At 67.2% G+C, this 12034-nt stretch carries 14 protein-coding genes; all 14 read right to left on the bottom strand.

Going from position 1 to position 12034, the window contains the following annotated elements; genetic code table 11:
* Nucleotides 1–2 precede the first annotated feature (2 nt).
* The 14 genes from AC3IPP_RS07855 to AC3IPP_RS07790 all read right to left on the bottom strand — a co-directional run bounded on the left by AC3IPP_RS07855 (nt 3) and on the right by AC3IPP_RS07790 (nt 11823).
* Nucleotides 3–404: a ribbon-helix-helix domain-containing protein gene (locus AC3IPP_RS07855; RefSeq protein ID WP_003168647.1), complete on the bottom strand. Its 402-nt coding sequence runs from the start codon at nt 402–404 to the stop codon at nt 3–5.
* Nucleotides 405–603: 199 nt separating this feature from the next.
* Nucleotides 604–1638 carry a serine hydrolase domain-containing protein gene (locus tag AC3IPP_RS07850; protein WP_232623933.1) on the bottom strand — a complete coding sequence of 345 codons (1035 nt, stop codon included), beginning with the start codon at nt 1636–1638 and terminating at the stop codon, nt 604–606.
* A 158-nt stretch (nt 1639–1796) separates the two neighbouring features.
* Nucleotides 1797–2072, bottom strand: a complete 276-nt coding sequence (locus AC3IPP_RS07845; RefSeq protein WP_003165149.1) for an HU family DNA-binding protein — start codon at nt 2070–2072, stop codon at nt 1797–1799.
* 81 nt (nt 2073–2153) lie between these two features.
* Nucleotides 2154–4187, bottom strand: coding sequence for a conjugal transfer protein TraG (locus AC3IPP_RS07840; protein ID WP_003168650.1), 2034 nt, complete (start codon nt 4185–4187; stop codon nt 2154–2156).
* A gap of 124 nt (nt 4188–4311) precedes the next feature.
* Nucleotides 4312–4743 (bottom strand): hypothetical protein, encoded by a 432-nt coding sequence (locus AC3IPP_RS07835; RefSeq protein ID WP_003168651.1) that lies wholly within the window; start codon nt 4741–4743, stop codon nt 4312–4314.
* 18 nt (nt 4744–4761) lie between these two features.
* On the bottom strand, nt 4762–6741 hold the full coding sequence (gene rlxS, locus AC3IPP_RS07830) for a relaxase/mobilization nuclease RlxS (protein ID WP_003168652.1): 1980 nt from the start codon (nt 6739–6741) through the stop codon (nt 4762–4764).
* Nucleotides 6742–6870: 129 nt separating this feature from the next.
* The gene (locus tag AC3IPP_RS07825) at nt 6871–7986 is read right to left on the bottom strand and encodes a TIR domain-containing protein (protein ID WP_003165154.1); all 1116 of its coding nucleotides are present in this window, start codon (nt 7984–7986) and stop codon (nt 6871–6873) included.
* A gap of 344 nt (nt 7987–8330) precedes the next feature.
* Nucleotides 8331–8561 (bottom strand): hypothetical protein, encoded by a 231-nt coding sequence (locus AC3IPP_RS07820; RefSeq protein ID WP_003168653.1) that lies wholly within the window; start codon nt 8559–8561, stop codon nt 8331–8333.
* Nucleotides 8561–8716, bottom strand: coding sequence for a hypothetical protein (locus AC3IPP_RS07815; protein WP_003168654.1), 156 nt, complete (start codon nt 8714–8716; stop codon nt 8561–8563). The genes AC3IPP_RS07820 and AC3IPP_RS07815 overlap by 1 nt, the downstream gene beginning before the upstream one ends.
* Before the next feature lie 237 nt (nt 8717–8953).
* On the bottom strand, nt 8954–9574 hold the full coding sequence (locus AC3IPP_RS07810) for a lytic transglycosylase domain-containing protein (RefSeq protein WP_223850733.1): 621 nt from the start codon (nt 9572–9574) through the stop codon (nt 8954–8956).
* A 29-nt stretch (nt 9575–9603) separates the two neighbouring features.
* Nucleotides 9604–10176 carry a S26 family signal peptidase gene (locus AC3IPP_RS07805; RefSeq protein WP_076222614.1) on the bottom strand — a complete coding sequence of 191 codons (573 nt, stop codon included), beginning with the start codon at nt 10174–10176 and terminating at the stop codon, nt 9604–9606.
* Nucleotides 10169–10417 carry a helix-turn-helix domain-containing protein gene (locus AC3IPP_RS07800; RefSeq protein WP_003169778.1) on the bottom strand — a complete coding sequence of 83 codons (249 nt, stop codon included), beginning with the start codon at nt 10415–10417 and terminating at the stop codon, nt 10169–10171. The genes AC3IPP_RS07805 and AC3IPP_RS07800 overlap by 8 nt, the downstream gene beginning before the upstream one ends.
* Nucleotides 10418–10591: 174 nt before the next feature.
* Nucleotides 10592–10921, bottom strand: a complete 330-nt coding sequence (locus AC3IPP_RS07795) for a DUF736 family protein (protein WP_076222615.1) — start codon at nt 10919–10921, stop codon at nt 10592–10594.
* A 392-nt stretch (nt 10922–11313) separates the two neighbouring features.
* A complete protein-coding gene (locus tag AC3IPP_RS07790; protein WP_035285349.1) occupies nt 11314–11823 on the bottom strand; it encodes a Ros/MucR family transcriptional regulator in 510 nt (169 codons plus the stop codon).
* Nucleotides 11824–12034 lie beyond the last annotated feature (211 nt).

The following is a 12034-nucleotide window of genomic DNA, read 5'->3' as shown; positions in this document are numbered from 1 at the left end:
GGTCACGCCGCGTCCTCCTGGACGGTCAGCATGTCGCTCGTCTCAGTCCCGGCGATCCGCCGTCCGACCTGATCGATGAATTTCTGGAATCGTTCGCGCCCGATCGCGCGGGCGGCCGCATCCGGCTCGGGAATCTGCGCGGTAAGGCTGAACTGGAAGCTGAGGAAGAGCGAGACGCTTTCCAGCAGCACGTTCATATCGCGGGCGAGACGCCGCTGATCGGCCGCCATCCGGTCGAGGCGCGGCTTCAGCAGCTCGTCGATCTCGCGCATTCCGCGGCGGCGGAAATGCTCGCGCAGCGCGCCGGCGACGATGGCGGATTTTGACGTCCCCGGTCCACGCGCGAGCCGATCGAGCTCGGCGGTGAGTTCGTCGTCGAGATACACGTGGTGGCGCGGCTTCATGCGCGTTCCACCGGGGCAGGAAGCCGGCTGGCTTGGGCGCCTTTGGCACGATTATTCATGAGCCTCGTCCGTCGGCCGTCGCGACGCGCGACGGGTCGACAGCGAAGATCAGACGAGGCGGCTCAGGCCGTTATCCCCGTTATTCTCACGCAAATGCACGGACGCAGTCGATGACGGCGCTTGTCATCATCCGCATTACTCAACCCTGGCAGCCACCTGCTGCGACTTCTGCGTCAAGGACGGATTTCAGGATCGCCTCCGATCGCCTCTGGCCATAGCCTCGGCCATAGGCGGAGGACGTGACCGCTGTCACGAGACGACAGGACGGGACGACGTAGATCTTGTTGCCCCCGTTCCCTGATGCGAACGAAACGGCAATGTCAGTGTCGGCGATCCGATAGGTTTTGCCGTACCAGAAATAACCATAGCTATCGGCGTAAGGATCGTCCGCCGCGATGTTCACCTTTGGCGCCAACATCTCGGCTATCCATCGCTCGCTTACGACCTGGCTATTTCCTGACCGCCCGCCGTTACGCACCATCTCGCCGATCGACGCCAGACCACGCGTCGTGAGCCAGAGATTGCCCTGCCCTTTCGTGACGCCCGCCGCGTCATCATCCCATCGCCAGCGCGCGACGCCTAACGGCGAAAACAGGTGGAGATCGGCGAACGCGCTCATTTTGGCGCCCATCGCCTCGGTGACGACGACGCCGGCCGTGTAGGCGGTCACGGAATTATAGCGATATCGCGAACCCGGAGGGTCGGCCTGCGGAACAGCTAGGACAAAAGCTAATGGATCGGGCGCGGCATCCATCCGATCCTCATTTCCGGGCGAGGCAGGGTCTTCGTCGAAGGCAGCCAAGCCCGACCGCATCGTCAGCACGTCGGCCAAAGACGCGGCCCCGATGGCGCTCCCCTCAGCGGCAGACCAGTATTGTGACACCGTGTCGTTCACCGAGCGAACCGCCCCGTCATCGATTGCGATGCCGAGGACCAGCGCCGTCACGCTTTTTCCGGCGGAGCGAACATCGTGAAGCTCCTCCGGCGTCGCACCATTGTAATAGCGTTCAGCGACCGACTGCCCGTCGCGCAGCACGACGACGCCTCTAAGGTCGGGATGCTCGTGTCTATCCCATTGCGCGAGGACAGCGGCGAGATCGGCCTTGTCGGCCGAACCCGTGTCCGCCGAAGCGACAAGGGCGGCAGCCATTCCTAAACCTGTCAGTACCTGCATCCACCCCCTCCGAAGGGCTCAGTATGTCCGGCACGATAGGCGGCCCCGGAAGATCGAACAATGAAGCAGCGCACGGGATCAACTCTCGCAAACGGGTTATTCAGCCCACGCAATCATCATTGGCGGAGCGCGCGCACATGGCGCGCGCTCCGTTGAGATCAGCCGTTCAGCTTATCCTTGACCGCTTTCGCGGGGCTGAACGTCAGCTTCTTGGACGCCGCGATCTTGATCGTTTCGCCCGTCGCCGGATTGCGGCCTTCGCGCGCAGGGCTATCCTTCACCTTGAACTTGCCGAAGCCGTTCAGTGCAATCTCGCTGCCGCCAGCGGCCGCATCGGCGATCGCGGCGAAAACCGCGTCGACGATTTTGCGGGCGTCGGCTTTCGAGGTCCCGTGCTCGGCCGCGATCTTGTCGGCCAGGTCGCTGTTGTTCATTGCTGTCTCCTGAGCGTTGTAGAGGCGCATCGCCTAGCGTGACGCACCGCCGCCGTCACCTGGGATCTGAGTACGCCAGGCCTAGAAATCGGGCAGCAGGTCGTCTCCTTTGCCCGTCGCCTCATTCATCGCGTGAGCGCGCGAGACATTCCTCAGCGCCGTCAGCGCGCGCCGGTCCAGCGCCGGATCGCCGTCGTCCTCGCCGGTCGCAGCCGCGTCGTGGACCTCGGGCTCCTGCGTCGCCTCGGCGCCTTCCTCGGCAAGGCCCGGATGCCGTTGCTGCTGGAGACCGCCCTCTTCTGCGATCGCCGCGATCAGTTCGTCCTCGTCCGGAGAGACGAGCGCGACATGCGGTTCGCGCACCTGACCGCCCCAGTCGTCGGAACGCGCAGCGGGGCGGTCGGCATACCCATCGTCTGCGAGTTCCGGAGGCCGCAGAACCCGTGATTTGAAGTTGCGGTCCTCATAGTAGCGCAGCTTCTTCGCCCGGATCGGCGCGAGGCCGGACACCATCACCAGTTCGTCGGCCGGCGGAAGCTGCATGATCTCCCCGGGCGTCAACAGCGGGCGGGCCGTCTCCTGTCGGCTGACCATCACATGGCTGAGCCAGGGGGCGAGGCGGTGGCCGGCGTAGTTGCGCTGGGCGCGCAGCTCGGTGGCGGTGCCGAGCGCGTCGGATATCCGCTTGGCGGTCCGTTCGTCGTTCGAACTGAAGGCGATGCGGACGTGGCAGTTGTCGAGAATGGCGTTGTTTTCGCCATAGGCCTTGGAAATCTGGTTGAGGCTCTGCGCGATCAGATAGGCGCGAATGCCGTAGCCGGCCATGAAGGCGAGCGCGGTCTCGAAGAAGTCCAGTCGCCCTAGGGCGGGAAACTCATCGAGCATCATCAGCAGGTCGTGTCGCCGTCTCTTCTGCGGATCGCCCTCCAGCCGTTCGGTCAGGCGCCGTCCGATCTGGTTGAGGATCAGGCGGACAAGGGGCTTGGTGCGGCTGATGTCCGACGGCGGAATGACGAGGTAGAGCGAGACCGGCGCCGCTGCGTCCACAAGGTCGGCGATGCGCCAATCACAGGCCGAGGTCGTCTCCGCCACAACCGGATCGCGGTAGAGGCCGAGAAACGACATCGCCGTGGACAGAACGCCGGACCGCTCGTTCTCCGACTTGTTCAGCACCTCCCGCGCCGCCGACGCCACGACCGGATGAACCATCGGATTTTCAGGCGCGCCGAGATGGTTGGTCTCCATCATCCGACGCAGGGTATGGGCGAAGCTGCGCTGAGGATCGGACAGGAAACTGGCGACGCGCGCGAGCGTCTTCTCCTCCTCCGCATAGAGGACGTGGAGAATCGCCCCGACCAGCAGGGAGTGGCTGGTTTTCTCCCAGTGGCTGCGCCGTTCGAGCGCCCCTTCCGGATCGACCAGGATGTCGGCGATGTTCTGAACGTCGCGCACCTCGTCCGGACCCTTGCGGACTTCGAGCAACGGATTGTAGCGCGCCGAGCGGGGGTCGGTCGGGTTGAACATCAGGCAATGCGAGAAACGGGCCCGCCACCCCGCGGTGAGCGTCCAGTTCTCGCCCTTGATGTCATGAATGACCGCCGAACCCGTCCACGACAGAAGGGTGGGCACGACCAGGCCGACGCCCTTGCCAGAACGGGTGGGCGCGAAGGCCATCACATGCTCGGGACCATCGTGGCGCAGATAGTCGCCGTCCTTGACGCCGAGGAAGACCCCGGACGGCTGCATCAATCCGGCGCGCGCGATCTCGCTGTGCGTGGCCCAGCGCGAGGAACCGTAAGTCGTCACCTTGCGGTTCTGCCGTGCGCGCCAGAGCGAGCCGGCGATCGCGGCCGCGCAGGCGAGGAAGCCTGACGCCCCCGCCAGCAGCCCCGCCCGGTCGAAGACGTCGGGCGCATAGGCCTCGTAATGGAACCACCAGCCGAACAGCGCCCAGGGACGATAGACCGGGACATCGAACAGGGTGAACATCGGCGGGCCGAGTTGCGGTTGATGGCCGAGCATCGCGGCCGCCCATTGCGTCGCCGCCCAGACGCCGAGGGTCACCATGGCGAAGCAGACGAGGATTTGGCCGACGAGAAGTTTGGTAGGGGTCACGGTGTTTCTCCGCCGCCGGCCAACGCGCGCGCGGGCGGCGAGGCGAGACTCCCGTCATGCGGATCGAATCGTTAGACTGCTTATCCGCATTCAAGCGCACGGACGCGCCAGGCTGCCCATCCGGTCAGGAACCGCGCCTCGCGATTGCGAGGTCGCCGTCTACGATCTCCAAAAGCCCGGCAAGCGCCGCGTGCGCGGCGGCGGGGGCGAAACAGACAGGAGAGCCAAGAAGAGACGGATAGCGCAGTTCCTGCCTGGAGTGGGGAGCGTCGAGCACTTCGATCAAGTGAGCGATGTCCCGTGGTATCGGGGCTGACGCCCCGTTTCGCACGACTGTCGTCATGGCTCTTTCAAGACTATGGCCGACCGACGACATCAGCCACGCCTCCTCGCCGTCGACACGCAGAATCTGGGCCTTGAGCGCCAACTCAAGGGCATGGGCGATCAAGTGCCAGTAGGAGCGCAGATCGGCCCGCTTTCCCAAGACGACGCCTGCCGCCTCGGCATAGTCGCGCGCCAACGCCAGGTAGGCGCCCGCCCTCTTGCAATCACTCATCAGCACATCGCCTCCTGCCTAGGTGATCGACGGCCCGCCCCGCCCACGCCCGATCGTCCAGTTGACGCCGTCACCCTTCATCACGCCCGACACCGTCCGGCCGACATGGCGGTCGAGAACCGGCCGCCAGGGCACGAGGGTAAATTCGCGGGACTTCTCGATCAGCGCGACGCGCCCCGAGGCCAGATCGACCGGCCGACGATAGACGCCCTCGATCCGGTCGCCCGACCGGCTCTCGACATAGCCCAGACCGAGTTCGTCCGAGAGGGTCCCGGCGATGCGGCTCATCTCGCGCCGCCTGAGCTGGGCGAGCATGTCCCGACGATAGACCATCTTGCCCTGATCCTCCTCGGCCAACTGCTGGCCCACGAGCCAACGCATCCGGCGGGCCTTCGTCTCTGCGATCTCCTGCCCGAACCCCGCGTCGCGCGTCGCCTCGGGCGCGGATGCAACCAGTTGGCGGTCGAGCCAGGTCGCACCGTCGAAAGTAGCCTGCCGTTCGAGCGGGATCGTGGAAAGCCTATCGACGGCCACCGGCGCGGCCTTGGCGCGCCCGGCCTCGAACGCCGCCGCCCGCGCGACATGGTCGGGCGCGATCGACCAGCGGCCGTCGGCTTCGCGCTCGACCCCGGCGCCGGCCTTGCGCATGGCCTCGAGCCGGCGAACGTGCGTCTCGGCGAAATCCTGCGTCGCGGACGCGTCGTGACGGAGATGAAGGTCGACGCTGTAGCGGCCTCCGTTCGCCGCCGCGATCTCGGCGACGGTGCGGTCGGCGGCGCGGGCGCCCGTGGGCGTCGCTCGGATGCGCACGACCGCGCCCGTCGGAAGCGTTTCCGTCGCCTCGCCGCGTCCGATGTCGACATAGTGGACGCGGCCGTCGGCGGCGTCGACGATCAGGTAGTGACGATCGTTGAGTTCGTCGGACAGGCCGCGCTCGATCACCCGTCCGACGATCGGCTGCATCGAGGACGGATCGGCGATCACCGCGTCCAGACCCGGACGTTCGACGCCATGGGCTGTGAAGGCGCGCTGCATCGTGCGGATGATGTCGCCGCGTTCGCCCATACGCCGCAAGGTCTCCTCGCAGTCCGGCGCAAGCGCCCAGCGCCCTGCCCCCAGCTCGCGCGCCAGGCCGAGACGGCCGAGCGTCTGCAACCGGCCAGCCCGCAAGGTCTGCTGGAACGGATCGCGCTCGAACGCCACGACGACGCCCCCGGCGTCGAGGTCGCGAAGGAGCCGCCGGTCGAGGCTCGTTAGCCGCTCCTGCGACACCTCCGCACCGAGCCTGTCTGTGATCTCGATGTCGCTGCGCGGACCCAAGTCGAGCGAGACGAGTTCGGCGGCGCGCTCGCGCATCCCGTGCGAGAGATAGTCGCGGGCGATGACGAGGTCCTTCCCGTGATCGTCCTTTCCGCGCACGATGATGTGGGTGTGCGGATGGGCGGTGTTGAAGTGATCGACCGCGACCCAATCGAGCTTCGTCCCGAGATCCTTTTCGACCTGCTCCATCAGGCGGCGCGTCAGGGATTTGAGATCGTCGTAGGATGCGCCGTCCTCGGGCGAGACGATGAAGCGCATGTGGTGCCGGTCGCCGTCCTGACGATCGAGAAAGGCCCGGCGGTCGGCACTGTCCGCATCCGCCGAATAGAGCCGGCCCGGTCCCCCGTCGCGCGTCGTTCCGTCACGCTCGACGTAGCGTAGGTGCGCGCGCGCCGGAGCGAATCCCTTGGGACCGTCGAGGCGCACGATGCGCGACTTGATGATCACCCGGCGCTGACGCAGCGCCGAGAAGCGGTCGCGTGAGGCGAGGACGCGGCCAACGCCTGCGCCGCGTCCGATCCGCGCCCCAGAGAAACCCCGCCTGCCCCATCCAGACGCTGCACCGCCGCGCGCCAGATTCGCCGCCTTCACGACGCGGCCGACATAGCTGCGACCGCGCGCCTTCCCGAGCGAACGGATGCGGCCTAGGCGCGGCTCAAGATCGTCCTCGTCGGACACAGCGTTAAACTCCGGCTAAGTCGAACACTCCCTATCGCCCCCGCCGGGCAAAACCGAAACGACACCTACATGCGTTCGAACGCACGGAAGCGTTTGACCCAGGCGAAATTTGCATCGCCGACTAGGCGCTCACGAAATGAGACCTTCACGCTCAAGCACCTGGCGGACATCCTCGAAGGCGGCCGAGATGCGGCCTTTAGGGTATCGAATCTGGCCCAATCCCTGAATGTTGGAGAATTCCTCGCATCCCTCCTCCAACATGACGATGCCGCGGGTGAATCCGAGACGTCCCTGGAACAGACCGACTTCATGGATGACATTCATCCTCGCCTGCATCGTGCCCTCAGCGGTTTCATCTTCAGCGGTCATGATGATGAAGGCGAAGGCGGCGGCGTCGAGCATTTCGGCGAGCCGGGCGATGTTTGTCACGCCAGCCACGGGCACCCGGTTAAACTCATCCGCAGGCAGATGAAGGCGGTCTTGGATGAAGTCTTTCAGCTCCCGCCATTGGGGCGAACGGCCGTGGCCGAGGAAGATGTTCGTTCCCACCCGGTCCACGCGGCGTGTCTTCCGAGCGTTCCGTTCCATGTGGGAGGCAGCCTGCCGCACGATTTCGGCGGCCTCCCGGCCGGCACGGAACACGGTGGCGATGGCCGTGATCTCTCCGAGCAACGCGATATGCGCCGGCGTCAATACGCCGCCAGCGGCGGCCTCGGAGTCTCGCGTCATATACTGACCGCTCGGCTGCCAGGCTTGAGCGGCTTCATGCGCTGAAAAGACCTTCACCTTTTCGAGGTCGGTCTTGAGCTTGGCGAGATAGGTGTCATCGCGTTCGGAAAGCGCGCTGGAAAGGATGGATATGGCCTGGCTTTTGAGCCGTTCGAAATCTCGCTCGATGATGCTGGCGCGATCGGGCAGTTCACCGAGCGAGTCATATCCGGCTTGCCCGAATATGTACCGACGGACAGCGTCGCGACCATACTGCACCCATCGGCCTGTCGTTCCGCTCAAGCCGCTCCCGCGTACTCCCCACTCGCTGTCGAAGCGTGCTCCGGGCTCAGCCTCAAAGCCTTCCTGGTACGTTCGAGCGTGATAGCCAATCCACGATCCGGAAAAGACTTCATGCACAGCGTTGCACGCGTCGCCGATCGCCTGGATCGATTTCCTTACCTCCGGCTCGTCGCTGACCGCCGCGATCTTCTCCAAAGCATCAACGACGGCAAACAGTTCTTCGACTTCAGACAATGAAAATCCCCCAACACGTCGCAGCCATCCCTACTCACGGCGGAGCTTAGATCAACACCGCCATGAGCTCACCCCGCGCTTAAGAGCCATGGCGCCGTCGGAAACCCAGCAGTTGCGGGCTTGTGGCGCCCTATGGCGCCATCGCGCCGAACATGGCGCCATTTCTCTTCTGAAAAAACGATGTGCAGACAATCACTTGCAGCGCCATCCCGAAGAGATGGCGCTGTTGCTTTATCTTGCCATAGCCTCCCCTTCCTCCTGCGCCCTCCCCAGCAGCCCGCACGGCTCCTTCCCCGTCCGCGGCACCAAGGGAAGCAACGCCGAAGCGCCGCCTCTCCGCTGGATCAGCCTCGCGCTTGTCTCAACCGCGCCTTGATGACCTCGATCTTCCAGTCGAGCGATACCCTCATCAGCATGAGAAGATAGAGATCGTCATTGATGGCGCTTCGGCGCCGAGCGCTGCGCGTCGTCCCGAACTCGGCTTCGAGCGCCATCGCATCGGCCTCCATTTCGGCCCGGCCCTTCAGGAGCCGGGCGAGTTCGCGCCGGTCTTCGGCGCGGTCGCAGGGGCTCATCACCCCTGCTCCAGAAGCTCGAGCGACGCCGTTTCGAGCATCGCCCGCTGGGCTTCAGCGGCTTCCAGTTCGGCCGCGATCTGACGCAGTTCGCGCGGATCAAGGACGCCCCGAAGCTCGGCGCGCAGTTCTTCGATATGCTGTTCCAAGGTCATTTGAACCTCCTGTCGAGTGAAAGACAGGGGTCGTTTCCGGCGCGGGGCGGGCCGGGTCAGGGACCGCGAAGCGGCCGCGCAGCGGCGATGGGGGAAACGATTTTTCCCGGCGCGCCCGGCGTTCGATCGGGAAGGCTGACGTCTGTCCGCCGGGAAAAATGGTGGGGCCCCGTCGTCCTTGAGGCGGTCCGCCCCGCGCCGGATGATGGGCGAGTCTGAGCGGACATCCCCCTCGCCTCACGGACGCTCGTCCAGCGGTCGCCGCACCGCGAACAGACTGTCGGACGCCATCCTGTCCGGCGGGGCGGAGGTCGACGCCGCCGGTCGGGTGAGCGCGAAGAACAGGCTCTCGCCGGACAGGATGGCGGGCGGCATCTCGGGCGTCGCAGGCCCGCGGGCGAGCTGGGCGATATAGGCGCGCGTCTCGCCGGGAAGCGGCCGCCCGGTCGCCAGATGCTCGACGTAGCGGCCAGGACCGGCGTTGTAGGCGGCGAACAGGCCGGGATAGCCGAAGCGGTCATGCATCAGCTTCAGATAGGCCGTCCCCGCCATGATGTTGTCGCGCGGATGGTGCGGATCGGACCCGAGTCCGTACCGCCGCCGTATCGCGGCGTAGGTGCCGGGCATCACCTGCATCAGGCCCATCGCGCCTGCGCGCGAGACGATCGGACGCCCGTCGAGATGGGTCCGGCCGCCGCTTTCGGCGCGCATCACGGCGGCGATCCACGCCTCGGGCACGCCGAACCGGCGCGATGCTTCGCGGATCAGCGGCGTCCATCGCGCGACGGCGGGCGGGATCGCGACGGCAGCGACCGGGGCGGCGGGCGCCGGGTCGGCGACGGCGGGCGCGCCGGTCATTCCGAGCACGAGCGCGAGCGCGACGCGCTTTAGCGCAGCCACAGCGGGGTCGCCTTTCCGATCACGGCGGCGCGCGGGACGGGTCCGAAATAGCGTCCGTCGAAGGAGTCCGGCGCGTCCATCAGCAGGAGGACCGCCCCGTTCTTCAGGCGGCGACATCCGCGCCACCAGGGCAGCGGTCGGCCGAGCCGGTCCGCCTCGCGGCGGGTCGCGACGAGGCGGGCGTTCACGTAGATCCACGGCCCGAGCGCGCAGACGAGGTCGCCGTCGGCGGCGGCCACGCGCTTGAGCAGCGGCACGTTCATGGGCAGGTAGCGGCGCTCGGCGGCGAGGCGGCGAACGCTCGCGGGCGGCGACGCCAGCACCATGTCGCCGACGCGAAAGGGCGCGCGCGGATCGATGCGCCAGAGGCCGACCGGCGCGCTGGCCGAGGCGTTCCAGACGAGGCGCGGCGCGGGCCGGACGCCGAAATCGAGCGCAGCGGACAGGCCGACGAGCGTCGCCCCGGCGGCGGCCGCGCCTAGCCAGCGGCGCGCCCGGCGGTCCGCGGCGCGGCTTCGCGCCAGCCAGCGGACGAACGGGAACGGGGCGCGATCAGACATCGAACCGCCCCCGCACCTTGCTGCGGTTGGTCAGCGACCAGTGGTCGAGATCGTCGATGTGATAGCGGACATAGCGCCCGTGGCGGCGGGCGCGCGGCCCCTCGCCGCGCCCGCGCATATTGTCGAGGGTGCGGCTGTCGAGGCCGAGATACCAGGCGGCCTGCGCGGTCGAGAGAAAGGGGCTTCCCTTGCGGGCGCGCGCGGCGCGCGCCACGGCGTCGTCTTCATCCTTGTCGGTCATGTCGGTCTCCTTTCGCGGGCCGGAGCGCCGAAAGGCGGGTCCGGCTGCGCGCGAAGGAAGACGGGATCGACGCCGTCCGGCAGGCCCGTTCAGGCGCCCCCGGCGAAACGTCCGGGGCGCGGACCGAACGCCGGAAAGGACCCCCGCGCCGGTCGGGCGCGGGGGCTGCGACGTTCAGACGACGCTGTTGGGGATGATGGCGAAGACGTCTTCATCATCCTGCCCGGCGGCCTTGCCGAGGGTGGCGTAGATGGGCTGGTCGCCGATCTGCGGGTGGAAGATGCGGACCGAGACATAGGGGCGCTTCGACTCGCGCCCTTCCCGCACCCACGCCCCGCCGAGTTCGCTGGGGCCGGACCAGATGCGGTAGTCGGGCTGGTTGTCGCGCTTCTTCTCCACATTGGGAACGATGGCGATGGGAAGCGGCTGGCGGCGGCCCAGGAGGGCGAGCCCGCCGGCATAGCTGTTGGTTTCGGGGTTCAAGACGACGGTTCCGAGCGACATGTTGCGGTTCCTTTCCGATCGTGCGTCGGGGCCGATCCCCGACGACAGGCGAACCGTCTCGGACGGGCGGGGCCGCACGAACCCCTTGGGGCCGGAGCGTAGCGGCGGACCGGAGGCGCGGGCCTGTTTTGGAGCGAAGCGGCCGCGAGGAAGCGGCGCAGCCGCCGGGGAAAAGAGGCCCGCGCCCCGGTTTCGGACGGCACGGCGCGGACGTAGGTTCAAGCCCAAGTCGGATGGATCGGCTCGCCCCGCATGGTCGGAGCTACCGCCATCACGCCGGATGACGGCGCATGACATGACCCCGTTGACGCTTCACGGCGCGCGCATCGCTGGTCCGGCGCGCCTCAACTCAATGACAGTCTTCCCCCCCGGGCGACGGCGCGGCGTTCCGGTCAGCCGCTCGTCTTGGCCCCGCGCGGCTTGCGGCCGGGTTTGGCGGGCGCTGGAGCGGCGGCCGCCTTCGCCGGTCGGCCCGCCTGCTTTGGCGTTTCACCGGGCTTGCGGCCGAGGCCGATGGCCTTGGCGGCGGCGCGGCGCTTCTCCGAATAGCCCGGCGCGACCATCGGATAGTCGGCGGCGAGACCATAGCGGGCGCGGTAGTCGTCAGGCGTCAGGTCGTGGGCGCGAAGGTGGCGGATGAGGCTGGCGTAGGGCTTGCCGTCGATCATCGAGAGGATGCGGTCGGGGTTCGCAAGGGACTTGCGAACCGTGACGGCGCGCACCGGCGCGGGTTCGTCGAGGACCGTTTCGGCAGGCGCGGCGGCCCCGGCGAGCGCCTCGTGAACCGAGGCGATCAGGCGCGGCAGTTCGGCGGCGGCGACCGTGTTGTTGGCGACATAGGCGGCGACAACATCGGCCGTCAGGTCGATGAGGCTGGCGGTCGGCGCAGCGTCGTCGGTCATGAACATTCCCCTTCCCAGCATTCGGAAGCGCGGACGCTAGACGAATGACGCGAGGTATCAACTGAAATACCGACGTCGCGGGGTGCATCCCGCCATGATGAGGGAACCCTCCCCCGCGCCCGAACGCTTAGCCGTTGCAGTTCCGCGCTCGGAAATGCGTGCGGCCCGGCGCGCCAGCTCGCCCCCCCTTGCGGCGCACCGGGCCGCTTCC

This window comes from Brevundimonas sp. KH_060, from assembly GCF_057838275.1.
The sequence above is the reverse complement of the archived record's forward strand: the minus strand, read 5'-3'. Positions and strand labels throughout refer to the sequence as shown.